This is a genomic window from Peribacillus sp. FSL E2-0218 (genome assembly GCF_037992945.1).
In the GTDB taxonomy this organism is placed as follows: Bacteria; Bacillota; Bacilli; order Bacillales; family DSM-1321; genus Peribacillus; species Peribacillus simplex_B.
The window spans coordinates 2,674,657-2,694,342 of sequence record NZ_CP150304.1; the positions used below are offsets into that span (position 1 = coordinate 2,674,657).

Here is a 19,686-nt window from a genome sequence, read left to right on the forward strand (position 1 = left end):
TTCAAACATTAGCTTGCAGCTGTGCTGCTTTTGCCATTGGATGGTGAAGCCAGCACGCAGCTGTCTGTCCCTCTTCCACTACTTCTAGTTCCGGATCATGGTCTTTGCATACCTTCATGGCAGATTCACATCTTGGATAAAATGGACATCCTTTCGGCGGATCCAGCAAATCCGGCGGCGATCCGATGATAGGTACCAGCGGAGCCGTTTTTTCCATATCGAGCCTTGGCACCGTCTTGAGCAGCCCTCTTGTGTACGGGTGCTGTGGATTGGAAAATATCGCTTCAACTGTCCCCGTTTCCACAACCTTACCTGCATACATAACGACAACCCGTTCGCAAGTTTCCGCAACCACTCCAAGATCGTGCGTGATAAGGATGATGGAAGTTTCCATTCTGCGTTGAATATCCTTCATCAATTCTAGTATTTGTGCTTGTATCGTCACATCCAAAGCCGTCGTGGGCTCATCGGCAATCAATAGCTTCGGTTCACAAGCTAGCGCCATCGCTATCATCGCCCGCTGGCGCATGCCGCCTGAAAACTCATGCGGATATTGCTGCATCCTTTTTTCCGGCTGCGGAATCCCTACCAGTGTAAGTGTTTCTAACGCTCGGTCGTATGCATCTTTTCGGGAGATATCTCTATTATGCTTCAGAATACCTTCCATGATTTGGCTGCCGATTTTGGTCGTAGGATTAAGGGAAGTCATCGGGTCCTGGAAAATCATGCTAATATCATTTCCGCGAATCTTCTGCATTTCCTTTTCGCTTATTTTAATAAGGTCTTTCCCGCCAAAATTAATTGAACCAGTTCCATACTCTGCTGGAGGTGTCTCCAATAATCTCATGATAGATTTTGCAGTGACACTTTTGCCGCACCCGGATTCCCCAACGATGGCAACGGCTTCCCCTTTTTTCACTTCAAAGTTCACGCCGCGGACAGCCTGTACTTTTCCTGCATACGTATGGAAGTTGATTTGTAAATCTTTAACTTCTAATAGGTTCTCCATCATCGTCCCTCCTATTCTAGTACTATCAAATCTTTATGTTAGGACTTATTTATTTTCGTAGTTTTGGATCCAAGGCATCCTGAAGACCGTCACCAGCCACATTGAACGCGAACATCGTCAAGGAAATCAAGATAGCCGGGATGAGAAGTTGATAGAAATTCCCCACCAGGATGCTTCCCAGTGCATCACTTGTCAATGTTCCCCAACTTGCCTGCGGCGCTGGCACTCCCAGCCCCAAAAAGCTTAACGTTGCTTCTGCAAAAATCGCGGTTGGTACCGTTAATGTCAAATTGACAAGAATCGGGCCCATCGTATTGGGTATCATATGTTTTCTTAACGTCCAGCTCGTGTTGGCCCCGGAAATCGTTGCAGCATGAATGTATTCATTCTCTTTTAACTGTAATACTTGTCCCCTTACCAGTCTTGCCATCGGGATCCATCCTGTAATCGACATCGCGATGATGATCGGCAATATGCCTGGCTTCAAAACAACCATCATCAAGATGACCATCAAAAGATAAGGAATTGCATAGATCACTTCTGCAAAACGCATCATCATGTTATCCGTGCGTCCGCCGCGGATGGCTGAAATCCCACCATAAAGCACACCAATCAAAAAGTCTATCAGTGCTGCCATCAATCCGATGAACAACGAAATCCTCGCACCATACCATGCTCGCGTAAATAAATCCCTTCCTGAAGAATCCGTCCCGAACCAATGCTCGCTATTCGGGCTTAAATTCTTTTTCTCGAAATCTTGTCCATAATATGTGTAGCCGTTAATATATGGACCAAATATCGCCAGCAGGACCAGGAGGATTATCAGGACGAATCCAGTCATCGCCAGCTTGTTTTCCTTGAAACGACGCCAGACGTCAGACCAGTATGAAACTGTCGGTCTCGCAATTTTTTCGGCTTCCTTAAAGTTTCCTTCAGCGGGTTGGAACATATCCTCTGTAAAATGCACTTTATCTGCCATTATTTTTTCTCCCCCGTCACTTTAATTCTTGGATCGATCAGCGTATAGGCAACATCAACGATGAATATCAATATGATAAGCACTGCACTGTACACAATGGTTGAACCAAGAATGACCGGGTAGTCTCGGTTGGAAATTCCCTTTACGAACATATCCCCCATGCCCGGGATACCAAAAATACGTTCAATGATGAAGCTTCCAGTCACGATATTAGCCGTTAGGATACCAAGAATCGTGATGATCGGCAATAACGCATTCCGTATCGCATGCTTGATGATGACTCCGCTTCGTTTCAAACCTTTTGCTTTTGCTGTCAAGATGTAGTCCTGCCCCATTACCTCAAGCATGCTTGTCCGCATCAATCTGGCAATGAAAGCAAGCGGCATCATGGACAGCGCTATGGACGGCAAAATAGTATGCTGCCATGTTGCCCATGTAGCAACAGGGAATATGTGCCACTTGATCGCGAAATAATTGATCAAAATGGTTGCTAAAATAAAGTTCGGTACTGAGATCCCTACGATGGCAATGACCATTGAAAGATAGTCCGGCCATTTATTTCGTTTCAGGGAGGCCACTACACCAAGGATGAGCCCAAAGAAAATGGCAATCACCAATGCTTGTGCGCCTAAATGCAAGGACACTGGAAATCCCTTCAAGATGTAATCATTCACTGAAATGGATGAGGATTTAAGTGAAGGACCAAAATCAAACTGAACGACTTCCAATAAATAATTCCCATATTGGGTTAACAAAGGCTTGTCCAATCCATAGTGTGTTTGAAGATTTTCATAAACGGCCGGAGGCATTGCTCCTTCTTTGGCAAATGGATTTCCCGGAATCGTATGCATTATGATGAACGTTAATGTAATAACCGCCCACAAAGTAATAATCGCCCATTTAAAACGATTTAATGTATATCTCAACATGGTAATCACCCCAATCATCGATTTTCTAAGGAGTTGAAAACGGAAATGAATTCATGAAATATTCAAATTCGTAATTGAAAATGGGGTATGTCCTTAATCGGACATACCTCCCATCTCACTTTAATCCTTCTCTTATTTTTTATCCGCGTAAACAAAGTTCGGATAAGCGTTAATCGGTGCATAAACACCAGTAACATTAGATTTAACCATATATGGTTTTGTGTAGAAGTAAACCGGAAGGATCGGCATTTCATCAATCATAACTTTCTCTGCTTTATGCAAAGCATCCATGCGTTCTTTTGGTTCCATTGTAGATTTTGCCTCATTTAATAACTTATCATATTCTTTGTTTGACCAACCTGCATCATTATAGGCGCCGTCCGTTTCCCAAAGCATGAATGTCATTGGGTCAACATAGTCACCAACCCATCCTGCACGGGAAATTTCAAAGTCACCAGCTTTTTCACGGTCAAGCTTAACTTGGAATTCTGCATTTTCAAGGGTAACTTCGACACCCAGGTTATCACGCCACATTCCTTGAACCGCTTCAGCAATTTTCTTGTGTGAATCTAAAGTATTGTACAAGATTGAGAAGTCAGGTAATTTTTTCATGCCTTCTTCAGCTAGTCCTTCTTTTAACAATTTCTTAGCTTCGGCAACATCTTCCTTGAACAAGTCACCTGTATTCTCCTGGAAATCTCCAGATGCATCAGGAATACCCGGAGGGACTACGCCGAATGCAGGCTTTTGTCCGCCTTGAGCAACATTATCCGTGATTTTTTGACGCTCGATTGCCATCGATAATGCTTTCCTTACTTTAGCATTATTGAAAGGTTTCACTTTTGTATTGAAATTGTAGTAGTATACAGCAAGTTCTTTGCCCATTTTGAATTCTTTGTCATCAGAATTGACCATTTGACCTTGAATATCTACAGGAAGTGGATAAGCGAGGTCCAATTCGCCGCTCTGATACATTTGCCATGCCGTATTTTCATCTTCAATTAGAGCAAAGTTGACCGCATCCAATTTGATTTTGTCTTTATCGTAGTAGTTTTCATTCTTTTCAATTTTCAGACTTTCTTTATGTTTCCACTCCGTTAACTTGAATGGACCATTCGATACGTGTGTTTTTGCATCCAATGCCCATTTAGGGTTTTCTTCCTGTACCTTTTTATCGATTGGATAGAAAGTATAGAAGGAAGTCAAATCAAGGAAATAAGGTGTCGGTTTTTCCAAAGTAACCTCAAGAGTCAAGTCGTCTGTCGCTTTAACGCCTACATCCTCTTCCTTGCCTTTTTTGCTGTTGTAAGCTTCCCCGCCTTTAAGGTAGTAAAGCTGGTATGCATAGTCAGCAGCTGTTTCCGGTTTCAAAGCATACTTCCAAGCATATTCGAAATCATGCGCTGTAAGCGGATCGCCATTCGACCATTTCAAGCCTTCTTTTAATTTGAACGTCCATTTTAATCCATCTTCACTGATTTTCCATGATTCTGCATTTCCTGGAACGATTTTACCTTCTTCTGTTTTCTTTGTCAGACCTTCAAACGTGTGTTCAAGGATCCATGATTCATGAGTTCCTTGTGCGTTTGCCGGATGTAGCGAACCAGGTTCACTCGAGTTGTTCACGTTTAGCACTTTTGCTTTGGATGAGTCACCCGACCCGCCCTCATTTTCTTTCGAAGTTTCCTTCGAACCGCCATTGCATGCCGCTAGTATAAGCATGATGGCCATTAGTAGAGCAAGCACTGAAAATTTAGACTTTTTCAAAAAATATTCCCCCTCATCTTTACTCTATCTTTGGATATTCCCATATTAAGAGATTATCCGACTACCACCTATTAATTGTTGGTACAGTACCAGCTAAATGTCAGCGAAGGCATTTAAAACCATTAAGCAGAAATCCACTTAAAGCAACTAGCGAATCGTTTGCATAAAACTACGTTTCTTGCAGGAAAAATTCCAAAACGGTAGTTTACCAGTTAAAAAACCACCCACTTTCTAACCTCGCTAAAAGTACTATACTTCGAATTAAAGATGTTGAATTTTAAGTATATTACGAATAAATTAAAAAATCAATAAACCAATGAGTACTTTTTCATAAGATAATAATTTTTTGCTGAACAATTCGATCTATTTCAGAAAAAACCACATGGTTCAGGATGTTGAAACAGGAAGATAATTCCCGTCATAAGCTTTTTAAAACATTGAAATAGCAGCATTCGTGTATGCTCACCCCACTCATTTTGAGTTAGATCATTCTAAATATTCCGATAATTAAACATCGAATGATAAGCAGCAAACATCTCTTGCAAAATTATTTACTTTCAGTTGATATATTTTAGTACAATAACGTGTTAATCAATAAAAATCTCCATTTTCTGAAATTTGCATCGCTCAATAAGGAATAACAACTTGGAAGAATAGGGCTTTTATCCCCTATAGGTTTTGTTCCTCCGTAAATCACTCTCCTATTTTGGATTCATTCCATATAGCGATAGGAAATACCCCCCTGCACCCGCCAGCTTTTTTACATCCATTGGAATGCGAACACCTCCCAATATTCCGAAATGATCAATGATTGCCGCGATTCCAAACGAAATGAATCACGCTTCAATGATCCCGACTTTTTTGCCTAAACCACCATTGCACTGTGCTTGGATGGCAATCGTAATGCCCCCCAGTACCGCTAGCAGCGGAAATGAAAATTTTCAACATGCATCTTACCCTTATTACCGTCCCACCTGACTGATGAAGCATCAACTCTATCAATGGCACCGTTATTGCTGTCTAATAAGGAATTTTTAAAAAAGGAAATGCAGGTTACTCCCTTTCACTTCCACTGATTACGAATTTCTTCTTATACGATTCCATAGGAATATTTTTCATCTCCCTGCCCCTTTCTCGATATACGAAAAGTCGAAAAGGCGTATTTCGAAGTCTGTGAACGGGAGCTATATTCCTTCTGATTCTTCTGTTTCAAGTAACATGGTAAACTCCCATTACATGCTTTCATCTTTCTTAACTGCGGCGAAAACACCAGACTCAATAATCCATTAATAAGTTGATTGCACAATGCATAGTTCTTGAGGATATTTCGAAAGCATGATTGATATAAGGTAAATATGGCATCAAGTTTTTTGCTGTAATCCTTTAACACCGTAAAAACTTCAGCAAAGACCCGCCAAAACATGAAACATCTTCGTGAAAAAAATCACAACACTTCAGCTTTTTCGGTTTTTAAATCCAGTTTAAACTTCCATTCAACCTGATGGGAATTCCAGTCACTATCTTCGTTTCAAACAGTTGATATCCCATTAATGAGCCCCCATTAGCCAATTCACCCTTGGAATGATGGGCGTAGATAATGGTTGGTTGTAAATTCCGGTCCGATCTCTCCGTCTCATTCTTTGCAAAGCTTCTCCTGCTGCTAATTTTTTTATTTCGTTTGCAGCTTTCCAAGAAGGAGATGTAGCTCTACCGGGTTGCGATAATGACTCAACATAAAAAACTGGCCCTAGTGGCCAGCCGATCCTTCATATTTATGATAAAATTCTTAAACCATTTGTTGATATAAGTGCCGATATTCACTGCATAACAGGGAAAATACCACCGCATCGTGTGATTGGCGATGAAGAAATACATAGCTTCGCAGGCTGCCTTCCTCTTTAAAACCAAACTTCTTCAAGAGGTTTGCCGAAGCATGATTATCTTTGAAGGTTAAAGCGGCGATCCGGACCAGTTTCAGTTCTTCGAATGAGTAGCGCAATACTTCATTGACAGCTTCGGACGTATAAAGGTTCCTCCAGTAATCAGGATGGATTTCATATCCTATTTCGGCGCGCTTATTGGTCAGGCTCAATTGATTGATTCCGACGGTGCCGATGAATGTGCCCGAATCCTTCAAGACCACTCCCCAGCGAATTCCCCGTTTGTTGATGAAGGCACTTTTGAATGCATCGATCAGGCGGCGGGCATCTTCAACGTGAGTCAAGTTTTCTATCCCGCCATTCCTGGTCACCTCATCTCTTGAGAGGATGTCAAACAGGCTTTCCTTATGTTGGTGACCAATTTCGATTAATCTCAGCCTTTTCGTTTCCAATTCCCTAAACCACATCGAAGGATCCCTCCGTAATTTCAGCTGTCTACTTAATTCTACTCATGCGGGGGAAATTCCTGTTTTAATGGGAGATCCTTTTCGGTGCATTCCTTTCCTTAAGGTATAAATCCGAGTCTGGATGTGCTCCTTTCGTAATCAAATCCCTGATGATTTGCGAAAGGATGACACTGTATACCGTCCCATTTCCGCCGTACCCCAATAAGAAATAGCAATTCGGGTGATCTGGATACAGCCCGATTGTCGGCAAGCCATCATGGGTCTCACCAAAAAAAGCACCCCAAGCATAATCAGCCTTGATTTCATTACGTAATTCAGGAAATAAGTTGACGAGTTCTTTCAATAATTCATCTCTTTTGTTTATGATCATGGAATTGCGTTTCTCGATAAATCCAGTTGACTCGTCCAGTCCACCGATGATGATTCGATTGTCAGCCGTTTTTCTCGCATATAAATAAGGTCTTGCCGTTTCCCAAATCATCATATCATCATGCCATTTTGCATGGTCGGCAATTGGATTGGTGGCGATGGCATACGAACTTAGAATCACTGCATTTTTATCCCTTACCTCTTCTTGGGCTTCATACCCTGTAGCGAAGATGACCTTTTGTGCACGGATCGTATGTCCTCTTTCGGTAAATAACATGGTTTGATCTTCCTTTAAAACCTTTCCGTTGATTTTTGTATGGGAAAAGACACGCACGCCTTTGTTAAAAGCATTTTCAATCAAAAAGTGGGCATGTTTATAAGGGTTGATTTCCGCATCATTACCCGTAACGAGCGCAGCAGATTTTGAAAACGAAAACTTCTCCCCAATCTCTTTTTCCGTATAATATTCCACAGGGAAATTACGTGATTTCAGATTTTCGTATTCTTCTTTCAGCAGTGAAACATCGTCCGGGCTTGATGCGTAATACAGGCTTTTCCTGATTTTAAAATCCGGATTTTCTTCTAGAGTAGGTACAACCTTTTTCTCAAGCGTTCGGATCGCATCCAAACAAAGCTGAACATGACGCGTACCAGCTTCTTCACCAAAGCTATGGATGAGCGAGGTCAATGTTTTATCATTTGAATACTGTAGAAGTCCGGTATTTGCAATCGTACTTCCTTCACTTATATCACGCTTATCGATCAAGACCACATTCAGACCCGTCTCCGCTAAAAAATGGGCACAGTGCGCCCCCGATGAACCGCTTCCCACGATACATACATCACATGAGATATCTTCTTCCAAGACTGGATATTCCCTTCCTTTAAATGTATCCTTCCAAAATACTTTTCCTGCCTTCAAATCCATATGATTTCCACCTTTGCAACAGTTATTTCAATTATGATCGTCTTAGTTCCATATAGCTACTTCCCGTTTTTCATATGCTTCTTATTTACCCTGAATGATGTGGCTGGCAAACATAAAAATGATTCTTTTTCTACATGGAATTAATCTCCTTTTCTAAAAAAAAAGCCCCATGAACAACATTCATCATGTTCCTTTCGGGTTATATGGGCCCTATTTTACATGTTACCTTTCTCCCATTCCTCAATAGAAAAAGAATGGCCCCATTTTACAGAGAAGAAGTTTTGTAGGATACTAGATTTTCAATCCAGATATTATCCTAGGAGGAAACAAAATGAAGAAAACGATTCTTTTGACGGCACTCTCCCTCTCCCTACTTTCTCCGACGGCAGCTTTAGGCGCCAATACTCATGAAGTCGTACAGGGAGATACTTTATCAAAAATCGCCGCTGAATATGAAGTGAGCCTTACCGATCTTCTTAAATCGAACCCAGCCATTTCCGATTCGAATCGCATTCTAGTGGGTCAAACGATCTCTCTTCCCAGTGTCCAGCAAACTGCAAAGCAAGAAAAAGAACAAACGGTAGAACAGCAGATTCTTCGTTTAGTGAATGAAGAACGTTCCAAAGCCGGACTTTCGAACGTTGAAATGGATACCTCCCTTTCCCATACCGCAACCTTGAAATCCGAAGATATGCGGGATCATGATTATTTCAATCATACAAGCCCTACATACGGCTCGCCTTTCGAAATGATGAAATCGTTCGGCATAGACTACAAGTACGCAGGTGAAAATATTGCAGCCGGTCAGCCAAGTGCCGAATCAGTAATGAAATCTTGGATGAACAGTCCCGGACATAAGGCCAATATTCTAAATAAAAACTATACCCATATCGGAATCGGGCATGTGACAGGAGGAAAATACAGCCACTACTGGACACAACAATTCATAGGTAAATAACCTCCCAAAGAAGCGGCAAATGGCCGCTTCTTTTGATTGCTTGAATAACTGCTCCCTGCCCACGTTCATTTAAATGCTGCATAAATACCTTCTTATCTTTCCGAATAAATGTTACTGGTCAAATGAAAATTATGTAAAGTTAGATTAAGCTTCTCCGAAGTTTGATGATCTGGCACTTTTTGCAGATAGACTTAAAGACGACCTGCCATATTTCTTCACGACCAGAAATGGACCTATTCATAATTATGTAGAAACCATTAAACAATGGGTAATTATAAATGGATACGTAATGTCCGGTTCAGGCAGCCCCCATTATTTTTAATGCCCCATACTTTCAAAAGTTAATACATGTCCGATATAATAGATTCAAGAAATGCAATTGGAGGAAAAGAAATTGTCTAATAGATTAGGTTTAGTGCTCGACGTTGAAACAACTGGCTTGCGTCCCTCTTCCGATGAAATGATTGAGCTTGCCCTTATATTGTTTACCTATAATAGCGAAACCGGGGAAATCATTAACCACATTGATCAAGAATCCTTTTTAAGGGAACCAATTGGCCTTCAAGCCCGAATGAATTATGATCAAGCATTCCGGATCCATGGCATCCCTTTCAGCTCAGTTGAAGGAAAAAGCTTTCACGATGAAAAAATTAAGTCCTTCATCGCTCGTGCCGATGATATTTTCGCACATAATGCTTCATTCGATAGAAGTTTCCTTTACCAACTGTACCCTGAAGTCAATGATCAAAAATGGTTTTGCACAATGCGAAATGTGCCTTGGAAGCAATACGGCTTCGATAATAGTAAACTGCTAACCTTACTCCAGGCACATAGAATTACCAATTTTCAAACCCATCGAGCTTTGGATGACATTATCTACCTAATGGAGCTTTTGAGAAAACATGGCCCTGCCGGTCAACCCTATTTGAAAGACGTGATTGCTAAAAATCCGATGAAGAAATACACACCTGCTTCCCTAAAATCACGGGTATAGTGTTTAATCCGTTACACACACTTGATGAAGTCAGCAAGAACTTACATACAAAGGTTCACAGACATCTGGGCAGATTGGTACTGACAAAATGCGGCGTCCCATCCCGGACGCCGCATTTTCCATTGTTCGTTCAGCTTTACACAGGATCAGAGGAACAGCCTTTTTCCCCCTGTATTCACAAGCATGATTTTATTTCTCGTGTTTCAATCTCCAATATTCCCAAGGGCATGTGGATGGGAAGTAAGGGTCGATACTGGGAAATACGGTCCAGGGGAAGACTCCGCAGGCTCAATGAAACAGTTCATGTACAAATCCTCCAACACGGTGGGCAATCTAAACGAATCTTTCGTTTTCACCCAGAGTGGAATGGAACGGAAGGCGGCGAGACTCCTGCGGGAAATGCGGTCTAGGAGAGACACCGCTGGCGCAAGCGCCGAGGCGGCTCCCCGACCGCCCGCGGAAAGCGAGCGCCTGCAGTGCAATGAAACAGTTCAAGTACAAGTTTTAAAACAAAAAAAACTGTAGATGAACTCCCTTATTAACGGAGTTCATCTACAGTATGCTGTACCCCATCCTGGGGCCGTTTTTTGTTATTCGATTGTCTCTTCCTTGTTTTCATCCGTTGCGTGCAATTTCCTGAACCGATAAATGAAGTAAAGAAGAGATAAGACTAACGCGACTACAAGGAATATTGCCAGGATGCTTAGATTATGCCACATGAAGCTATAATCGCCTGTTGAAATGACTGCCCTAAATGCATTGATCGAATACGTCATCGGTAGGAAAGGTGTGAAACCTTGCAGGAATCCTGGAACCAATTCATTCGGGAAGGTCCCACCGCTGCTTGTCAATTGAAGAATCAAGATCAACAACGCGATAAACCTCCCAGGATTATCCAATGCCGAGCCAAGGAACTGAATGATCGCCATGAATGTACAGCTAGCAAGGATACTTACTGCGAAAAATAGCGGTAAGCTCGTAACCTCGATTCCCAGTCCTAGAATCAGAATCGAATCGACCAATATGGCTTGACAGATTCCTATAAGGGCCATGACGCTATACTTACTGATGAACCAACTGAATCCATTTGCAGGCTTAACGGCAGGCTCCCTTAGCTTGAAAATGATCGTCAGGACGATCGCCCCGATGAATAAACTCAAGGAAATGAGATACGGTGCAAAGCTTGTGCCATAGTTTGGGACGTTATGGATCGGCAATTTATCCACTTTAACTGGACTTGCAAACATATCATATACATCATCATTTGATTTTATTTTGCCAGCTTCATCTGCGCCATCCTTCAATTCATCATGCAATTCTTCCGAGCCATCAGATAGTTTGGCGATGCCATCTTGCAGCTTAATCGCTCCGTTCGCCAAATCCCCCATTCCATTTGTCAAGCTCGATGAGCCTTCTTTCAGCCTATCCGTTCCGGTAATCAAACTTTTGGAACCTTCGGAAAGCTGAGAGGTGCCGCTCGATAACTGCTTGGAGCCATTTTCAAGCTGATCAAGCCCGTTAACCAGGTTGTTGCTGCCATCGGTTAACTGTCCAAGGCCGTTTTGTGCGGCATTGATACTTTCGCCAAATGTTGTCAATCCGGCTACCAATTGACCTTGACCGTCTTTTAGCTCATTCGCCCCGCCGGCAAGTTTATCTTGAGCTTGCTTCAATTGATTAAAACCACCGCTCAGCGCACTTGCCCCTTCACCTAATTGAGCTGCTCCGTCGTTTAAATTGTTGCCTCCCTTGGCAATTTCGGATGCGCTCGCCGAAAGCTTTCCAACCCCTTCGGAAACTCCTTTACTTCCTTCGCTGATACGGGAGAGCGAGGCAATCACTCCATCCAGCCGTGCTTTCTCGGCGGGATCTTCCGTGCTTTCGGATTGTTGTTTCATACCGGAAATAACTTCTTCCAAACCGGCTGTAACTTCAGCTGCCCCAGCTTTCGCATCACCTGTAGCTGCACTCCATTCGGATAAGGAGCCTGAAAGCTGACTAGCACCGGCAGCGACACCATTTGCTCCCTCAGTCAAAGCTGGCAGCTTTTCTTCGATCTGATTGAAACCAGCTAATGACTGCTGCAAGCCGTTGGCCAATTCACCGGTTCCTGCTTCGGATTTTTTGGCACCCTCCAAAAGCCGGGATTGTCCGTCTTTCATTTGACCGACACCAGAGCTAAACTGTTGCAATCCTTGATTCAGTTCTTTTGACCCTGCTGCTGCCGAACCAATTCCATTGGAAAAGGTCAAAGATTTTTCGGCCAATTTTTCGAGATTTTCATGAATTTCAACTGAACCGGAATGAACCGAATCAATTCCGTCTTCCACTTTTTTGGAGCCTTCTTTAGCAGAGTTAATACCTTCACCAAGTTCAGTTGATCCGTTTTTAACGGTATCCGTTCCATCTTTTAACTTCCCGGCACCATCACTGGCACTTTTTAATCCGTCAGCAACTTCGTTCAAATTGTCAAACATGGATTCCGCGTACGTTTTCGTAACAGCTGACGACACTTCCCCTTTGATTCTTTCAGTAGCTGCATCTCCGATTTTCGTAGATATATAGTTAAACCCCTCGTTAGAGGTGTAAATTAAATCGAGTTTCTCCGGATTATCCTCTTGCAAAGTCGTTGCATTTTTGGAAAAGTTTTTCGGTATCTCTATTTTCATGTAATAATCTTGGTTTTCAAGACCTTCATTTGCTTCTTTTTGAGTGACGAAGTGCCAATCAAAGTCATTTTTATCGTTTAACTCCTTCACAAGGTCTTTTCCTATTGTGAGTTCCGTATCATTGAACTCGGCTCCCTCATCCATATTGACGATGGCAACCGGCAATTGGTCCACCTTTCCATATGGATCCCAAAACGCCCAAAGGAATGTTCCACTGTATAGTAAAGGAATCAATATGATCCCGATAATGGAAATGAGTATCATAGGATGCTTGATGATTGCTGAAAATTCACCCTTTAAAGATTTGAACACACTTACCAAGTCCTCCCTTTACGGCAATATTGCCGTTTGTATGTTGGATTGCATCTAATATTTATCGTTACGTTCATTCTTTTCCAATGAAATGATAATAAATGACCGTATTGTTCATTTGGTCATTCATAGGATTGAATATAACATTTATCCAGCCTTTTATCAATATTTTTTCATTTTCCCCATTCTAACTTTTGCTACTTAAATCCCTATTCCTTACATCTCTACATCAACAATGGGCGGCGCACCTCGAAACATATTTCATGTTATTCTCCCCAAAAAAAGGCATCCGGAATATCGGATGCCCTTGCCTTCTTCTATAAAAATTATTTCCAAATAACTAAATGAAGCGCTTTCATATCATTTGGAAGTGATGCCCGTTAACTTTTCCGCCTGCCTAGTCAATTTATCCAATGAATCCCGATACTCTTTTTCCAGTTGCTTTATGATGTCTGCAGCTGTATCGATTTTTTTTATCGCTCCAACGCCATGTCCGGCTGACCAAATGTCACGCCACGCTTTTGATTCGGAAGTTTTGGACATGCTGTCGAAATCCACCTTTTCTTTTTTGGCTAATTGCTCGGGGTCCATGCCTGCCTTTTTGATGCTTGGCTTCAGCATATTGCAATTCACGCCTGAAAAAGCATCAGTCAAGATGATATCATCATGATCCGAATCGACAAGCATTTCACGATACTCATCATTCGCCCTGCTCTCCTTCGCTACGATAAAACGCGTTCCCATATATGCAAGATCCGCTCCTGCGGCTTGAGCAGCCAAGATGCTGTGACCCGTACTTATCGAACCAGCGAGCAATATGATGCCGTCCCAGAATGTCCTGACGCTGTCCACAAACGCAAAGCTATTGATTTCACCCGCATGGCCCCCAGCTCCAGCAGCTACCAAGATCAATCCATCGACACCGGAATCGGCAGCTTTTTTGGCAAACTCCACACTGCTGACATCCGAAAAGACTAATCCGCCATAGCTATGTACGACGTCCACCACATGTTTAGGGGACCCTAATGATGTAATGATGATGGGAGGTTGATGTTTTTTGACTAGTTCCAATTCTTCTTCCAGACGGCTATATGTACGATGGACAACCATGTTCATTGCCCATGGTGCAATCTTGCTGTTCGGATCTTTATCCTTTGCCGCCTTCAATGTATCGCTTATTTCGCCCATCCATTGGTCAAGCATCTCTATCGGGCGGGCATTTGGCGCTGGAAAAGAACCAATCACACCATTCAAACAACATTCTTTCACTAACTCAGGACCCGATATCAAGAACATGGGTGCAGAGATGACTGGCAGAGATAATTGATTCCACCACTGTTCAGGCAAAGTTCTACTCATCTACGAAACCTCCCGCTATTAATATATTACCAAAATATAACTTAACAAGATTATCATACTTCTAAAATGCGGAATTTTCAAGAAATTAATTACGCTGACTTCTATTCTGATGGAAAGAAAAAGATTTCAATTAAAAAACCGTATATGGAAAATGCTCCATATACGGTTTCGATTTAATTGGTAAGGACCCATTTACGAATGGCCTTTGCTACACCATCTTCTTCATTCGTCGCTGTGACCCAATCCGCTTTTTCCTTCACTTTAGCTTGTGCATTTCCCATCGCGACTCCCATTTTCGCCTCGGAAATCATCGCTAGATCATTAAGGCTGTCTCCGACTGCCATTACCTGATCCATCGTGATATTAAGCAATGAACAAACGAGCGTTATCGCTTTCGCTTTATTTACGCCCCTGGCATTGACTTCAATATTCGTGGGACTTGAATTGCTGATTTCCAGATTGCCTCTTGATACCAATTCATCCATGATGATTTTGCGGGTTGCTTCATCTTCTGTATCAAATCCGAATTTAAGCCATTCGGAATCGGTGATTTTTTCAGGCATTTCAGCTCTGTACACATTATCGCAGCTAATGGCCCAAAAATGCGTGCCATGCTTTTGGCTTAATTCCCACATCCATTGAACGGACTCTGTATCCACGATATTTCTTTCGACCAGTTTTCCTTGATTATCATAAATCTCGCTTCCATTTACCGTAATGAGATAAGATCTGAGTGCCATTGACTTTGCAAAATCACTGCATGTCGCATAAGACCTTCCTGTGCTCAATACAACAAACACGCCTTGCTCTTCTGCTTCTTTGATCGCTTTCCGATTTTCTTCGGAAATCTCCCCGGCTCGATTCAGGAGTGTTCCATCCATGTCTAACGCGACCAGCTTAATATCTGGTTTCATCATTTTCTTCACCCTTTCGTAAAACCTTCTCTATGTACCTCATACCATGATAGCTTATTTTGTGATTACAAGGAAAGAACGTGATTGATTGAACAGGTTTCTTCCAGCAAGATTTTGCTTATCCTACTTCTACATCATCATTTTGAAAGCGAGGTCAAGAATGACCATGACCTCCGCCAATCCAAATTGACGAAGAAACAAGATATCCGGACATATCTATTCCTTCTCTTTTTCCATTTCATCCAATTCTTGTTTGATTTGTCCTTCCCATTTAGGAACTCCGTCATTTTCATCGAATTCGATAATGACATCCGTTACTCCCCGTTCCTTGAATATTTCATCAAACAGTCGATCTTTAATGTCATCCGCTTCGGCAATCGAAATATGGGGATCAAGCTCCACTTCCAATTCAACGTGAAAGTCTTCGCCTTCTTTTAGTACCGCAAGTTTCTGGATATCCCTTACATCCGGATCACTCATGACCATGCTTCCGATTTTTTGCCGCATTTCTATATCTGCTTCTCCAAGAGCGCCTGCTGCATTATCAAGGAAAACCCGGCCAACCACGTAGAACATACCAAGGCCAATCATGACAGAAGCGACACCTTCCGCTTGAATGAAGGGGGTGAAGTTCGCTAACAAAATGGCAAGAATCGCAAGAAGTCCACCGCCGGTAGCTACCATATCTTCCATGAAAACAAGTTTCGTCGCTGGTTTTGCCCGCTTCAAACCAGCAAAACTTTTAAAGATGATCGCTGTGCCTGTTGCTTCGATACCAGTCTCATGCACGACTTCCTTCATCGCTTTAAATAATACATATGATTCCAGCACGACAGCCAAGGTTAAAACGGACAAGTTAATGATGATTCCAGTAGAATGTACAGGATGCAAAATGTGGTGGAACCCCTCTTTGATCGTTTCATAGGACATGATTCCGACAACAAGCACTGCACCTAAAAGGACGAGATTGACCAGACGGCCGAATCCATCCGGAAATCGTTCTGTTGGTGATTTTTTACTTAATGCTGAACCGATGAATACGAAAAACTGGTTTGCGGCATCGCCCAACGTATGTAATGTTTCCGCAAACATAGCGACATTTCCAGTCATGAAATAAGCTATTCCCTTTAAGACGGCAATGATGCTATTCACGCAGGCAGCAGTGAATGCCGATTTATTGCCTTGCTTTAATAATTGAAACAATTCCTTCAATAAGAGTCCCCCCAGTTTTTTTTATTAATCCTTTATCATAATGTATTATCCCCAACACTCGATTAGATGAAACCACAATAGGGAAAAACGACGTTGCTTTCTACCTTCTATATTTCGGGACAAGCTAGAAGGCTCGGACACCCTTAAATGATTATTGCGGCACAAAAACTGGCAGTAAGCACTTTGCCTACCGCCTATCAGGTCATATATGGTTCAGGCTTCCACCCGTTTCACTAACTTTGATGGATTATTGACTTTATATCGGATTTCTTTATCGTATTTCTTATCGACCACTTTACCATCAAATTCAATTTCGTCGCCGATCGACAGCTCAGCTTTTTTCAATGTCTTGCTATACCCGCACCAAGCGTCGCCGATCGACAGCTCTGGTTCCGTCGTAACTTTGACATTCGACAGCAGGATAACTTCATCTTCCTCACCAGTAAAATGGTTCATTTTCGCCGTGAATTCCTTGACTGTTGCATTAAAATGCACTTTTTCAGCTGGTAAATCCAATTTTGGTTTCGCTGTCGCCTTTTTGCTTTTCGTTTTTGCCTTTTTTGGTTCCTCACTTAATGGATCGGAAGGTTGCGATATGGGAGCCTCTGTCCCCTTTTCATTTTCACTTGAAATGGCCGTCATGTCGGTAACAGGACCGCTCAACAACTCTTTTCCGAAATTGGAACTTTGCATTTCCTTTAAGTAGGAAGGATGGATACAGCTGAGCTTTCCATTTTCAAATTCAACGACAACCGTATCAAGTCCGTTCCCATATTGTTCGTACCCTGCCAATTTTACCTTTCCTTGATAGCTGCCGCTTTTATATACCAGTTCCCTTTTTACCGATCGGGCAGTGAACAATTTCCATTCCAACCCTTTGGAAATATAATCTTCATCATCATCAAAAGTGATAAATTCGCCTTTCGGGACAATACAATGAATCAATTCTTCAGCTGGAGTTTCAGCCACAGTCACCACTCCTAATTTTATATATATGTTTATATTCTAGCAAAGGATCTCAAAGATGCAAATGAATCATGATTATAAGTTCAACGAGAATGACGAAGAGGCTCCCCAACTGCCTTTGGAAGGGCGAGCACCGTAGTGGTAAGCAACGTCTACATACACGGTGGGTTTTCACGCAGAGCGGAATGAATGGGTCATGGTAATAACGATAAAACGTTTGCGGGGCCTCTGGGAAAATGCGGTCTAGGAAGAGACCCACACTCATAAAAAAGCCGGATATCAAAAAAGGGCTGCCCCTTAAGGAGCAACCCTTTTTATCGAATATTCACTCTACCATTGCCGTGGTCTATTGAATTTTTTTCAGTTGTTCTCGTGGTTCAGGAATGATGGCGGCTCTTTTATGATAAAACAGAAAGTATGATCCGATAACGAGAACCGTGAGAAGGGTCGTCAGAAAGAATTGCAACCGCATGGAATCGATGAACGCTTGTGCGGCAAAAATGATGAATAAGGCGGCAATCGTGGCGTAGGTTAAGTAAGGGAATAGCCACATTTTCACTTTGAGTGTTCCTGGATTTTCTTTTTCGGTCTTTTTCCTTAGGTACAAATGAGAAAAAGCGATGAAGATATACATGATCATGGTAACTCCACCCGAGCTATTTGCGAGAAATGCAAATAATTTATCAGGGGAGACAAATTTAAATGTTGTGCACACATAGGCAAAGAACACACTGGCCATTAAAGCCCAGATCGGGATTCCCCGCTTATTGACGCGTGAAAGGATTTTTGGTGCATCTCCTTTTTTTGATAAGGAATACAGCATACGAGAGCTTGTATATAGTCCAGAATTCAAAACGGATAGCAACGAGATGAAGATTACGATATTCATGACTTGACCCGCGGCAGGAAGTCCTGCCATATCGAATACGCTGGCATAGGGGGTTTTCAATAACTCATTTGCTCCTTGCGGGATCAAGATGACCAATACAGCAACTGACCCGACAAAGAAAAGGAGCAGACGCCATACAACCGCGTTAATGGCCCTAATGATATTTTTTTCAGGGTTTTCCGATTCTCCTGCTGCAATGGCCGCAACTTCACTGCCTGATAACGAGAAAGTAATGAAGATGACACTCAGGAGTACGGGAAGAAAGCCATTAGGGAAAAATCCCCCTTCGTTTGAAATGTTGGAAAGGCCAGGTGATTCGAATGCTGGCACAAATCCAAATATCATGGCAGCACCGAGAAATAAAAAGATAACGATGGCCGTAACTTTCATAAAGGCTAACCAGTATTCAAATTCCCCGTAGGCTTTTACCGAATAGATATTCGTGATGGTCATCAAAATGGGGAAAGATAAACTAGCTGCCCACATGGGGATGGAAGGATACCAATCGTTTACCATCGTACCCAATAAAGTCGTTTCAATGGCAATGATGATGACCCAGTTGAACCAGTACAGCCAGCCAATCGTATATCCGGCCCAAGGACCAAACGCCTGATGTGCATAGGTTGAAAAGGAACCGCTATCAGGATTCACCACAGCCATTTCACCTAGCATGCGCATGATAAGTACGATCATCAGACCTGCAATGATATAAGATAAAATAGCGCCTGGTCCTGCGGAAACAATGATCGTGCCGCTTCCGATAAATAAGCCTGCCCCGATAACCCCGCCGATGGAGATCATGGTCACATGTCTGGTCTTGAGACCATGCTTCAATTCATTCGATTGCAAAGCCACTATTGTCACCATCCTTTAAACCTGTCAGATTTCCATTTTGCGATAATGCCTTTTCCGTGCCATGGATACACTAGCCGAAATCTTTCATTCTTACGTGGATACAAGAGATTCAATCCTTGTTTCTCCGCTTCTAGAAGATCGATTGGTAAAACTTATATGTACATTCATAATGACGAGAAAAACTATGGACAGCTTTGTACGTTTACTCTTTTTTCTTAATCCTTGATCTG

Annotated in this window: 14 protein-coding genes and 1 pseudogene; 2 read left to right on the top strand and 13 right to left on the bottom strand. The window is 42.3% G+C overall.

Going from position 1 to position 19,686, the window contains the following annotated elements:
* Position 1: 1 nt before the first annotated feature.
* From MHI53_RS12875 to MHI53_RS12905, 7 genes and pseudogenes are all read right to left on the bottom strand, one after another.
* The gene (locus tag MHI53_RS12875) at positions 2–1,009 is read right to left on the bottom strand and encodes an ABC transporter ATP-binding protein (protein ID WP_061140250.1); all 1,008 of its coding nucleotides are present in this window, start codon (positions 1,007–1,009) and stop codon (positions 2–4) included.
* 49 nt (positions 1,010–1,058) lie between these two features.
* On the bottom strand, positions 1,059–1,988 hold the full coding sequence (locus MHI53_RS12880; RefSeq protein WP_061140251.1) for an ABC transporter permease: 930 nt from the start codon (positions 1,986–1,988) through the stop codon (positions 1,059–1,061).
* Entirely contained in the window at positions 1,988–2,917 is a 930-nt protein-coding gene (locus MHI53_RS12885) for an ABC transporter permease (protein WP_061140252.1), read from the bottom strand. The genes MHI53_RS12880 and MHI53_RS12885 overlap by 1 nt, the downstream gene beginning before the upstream one ends.
* Positions 2,918–3,049: 132 nt before the next feature.
* Complete coding sequence (locus tag MHI53_RS12890; protein WP_260320063.1) at positions 3,050–4,684, bottom strand: peptide ABC transporter substrate-binding protein; 1,635 nt, start codon at positions 4,682–4,684, stop codon at positions 3,050–3,052.
* A 701-nt stretch (positions 4,685–5,385) separates the two neighbouring features.
* A pseudogene (locus MHI53_RS12895) lies at positions 5,386–5,610 on the bottom strand (DMT family transporter).
* Positions 5,611–6,470: 860 nt separating this feature from the next.
* On the bottom strand, positions 6,471–7,031 hold the full coding sequence (locus tag MHI53_RS12900) for a GNAT family N-acetyltransferase (RefSeq protein ID WP_340371454.1): 561 nt from the start codon (positions 7,029–7,031) through the stop codon (positions 6,471–6,473).
* A 64-nt stretch (positions 7,032–7,095) separates the two neighbouring features.
* A complete protein-coding gene (locus MHI53_RS12905; protein ID WP_340371455.1) occupies positions 7,096–8,328 on the bottom strand; it encodes an FAD-dependent oxidoreductase in 1,233 nt (410 codons plus the stop codon).
* A 331-nt stretch (positions 8,329–8,659) separates the two neighbouring features.
* On the opposite strand from MHI53_RS12905, the gene MHI53_RS12910 reads away from it, so the two are divergent.
* On the top strand, positions 8,660–9,286 hold the full coding sequence (locus tag MHI53_RS12910; RefSeq protein WP_340371456.1) for a CAP domain-containing protein: 627 nt from the start codon (positions 8,660–8,662) through the stop codon (positions 9,284–9,286).
* Positions 9,287–9,680: 394 nt separating this feature from the next.
* Entirely contained in the window at positions 9,681–10,280 is a 600-nt protein-coding gene (locus MHI53_RS12915) for an exonuclease domain-containing protein (RefSeq protein WP_340371457.1), read from the top strand.
* Between the two features lie 590 nt (positions 10,281–10,870).
* Here the strand turns inward: MHI53_RS12915 and MHI53_RS12920 are convergent.
* The 6 genes from MHI53_RS12920 to MHI53_RS12945 form a co-directional block, all read right to left on the bottom strand.
* The gene (locus MHI53_RS12920) at positions 10,871–13,261 is read right to left on the bottom strand and encodes a YhgE/Pip domain-containing protein (protein ID WP_340371458.1); all 2,391 of its coding nucleotides are present in this window, start codon (positions 13,259–13,261) and stop codon (positions 10,871–10,873) included.
* A 360-nt stretch (positions 13,262–13,621) separates the two neighbouring features.
* Positions 13,622–14,620 carry a nitronate monooxygenase gene (locus MHI53_RS12925; RefSeq protein WP_061140259.1) on the bottom strand — a complete coding sequence of 333 codons (999 nt, stop codon included), beginning with the start codon at positions 14,618–14,620 and terminating at the stop codon, positions 13,622–13,624.
* A 173-nt stretch (positions 14,621–14,793) separates the two neighbouring features.
* Positions 14,794–15,534, bottom strand: a complete 741-nt coding sequence (locus MHI53_RS12930; RefSeq protein WP_061140353.1) for a Cof-type HAD-IIB family hydrolase — start codon at positions 15,532–15,534, stop codon at positions 14,794–14,796.
* 216 nt (positions 15,535–15,750) lie between these two features.
* On the bottom strand, positions 15,751–16,746 hold the full coding sequence (locus MHI53_RS12935) for a cation diffusion facilitator family transporter (RefSeq protein WP_061140260.1): 996 nt from the start codon (positions 16,744–16,746) through the stop codon (positions 15,751–15,753).
* A 213-nt stretch (positions 16,747–16,959) separates the two neighbouring features.
* Positions 16,960–17,715, bottom strand: coding sequence for a hypothetical protein (locus MHI53_RS12940; RefSeq protein ID WP_340371459.1), 756 nt, complete (start codon positions 17,713–17,715; stop codon positions 16,960–16,962).
* A gap of 343 nt (positions 17,716–18,058) precedes the next feature.
* Positions 18,059–19,465 carry an amino acid permease gene (locus MHI53_RS12945; RefSeq protein ID WP_340373684.1) on the bottom strand — a complete coding sequence of 469 codons (1,407 nt, stop codon included), beginning with the start codon at positions 19,463–19,465 and terminating at the stop codon, positions 18,059–18,061.
* Positions 19,466–19,686 lie beyond the last annotated feature (221 nt).

Coding starts and splice junctions, on each gene's coding strand:
- MHI53_RS12900 (WP_340371454.1), bottom strand. CDS start 7,031: ATGTGGTTTAGGGAATTGGAAACGAAAAGGCTGAGATTAATCGAAATT.
- MHI53_RS12910 (WP_340371456.1), top strand. CDS start 8,660: ATGAAGAAAACGATTCTTTTGACGGCACTCTCCCTCTCCCTACTTTCT.
- MHI53_RS12880 (WP_061140251.1), bottom strand. CDS start 1,988: ATGGCAGATAAAGTGCATTTTACAGAGGATATGTTCCAACCCGCTGAA.
- MHI53_RS12930 (WP_061140353.1), bottom strand. CDS start 15,534: ATGAAACCAGATATTAAGCTGGTCGCGTTAGACATGGATGGAACACTC.
- MHI53_RS12885 (WP_061140252.1), bottom strand. CDS start 2,917: ATGTTGAGATATACATTAAATCGTTTTAAATGGGCGATTATTACTTTG.
- MHI53_RS12925 (WP_061140259.1), bottom strand. CDS start 14,620: ATGAGTAGAACTTTGCCTGAACAGTGGTGGAATCAATTATCTCTGCCA.
- MHI53_RS12905 (WP_340371455.1), bottom strand. CDS start 8,328: ATGGATTTGAAGGCAGGAAAAGTATTTTGGAAGGATACATTTAAAGGA.
- MHI53_RS12875 (WP_061140250.1), bottom strand. CDS start 1,009: ATGGAGAACCTATTAGAAGTTAAAGATTTACAAATCAACTTCCATACG.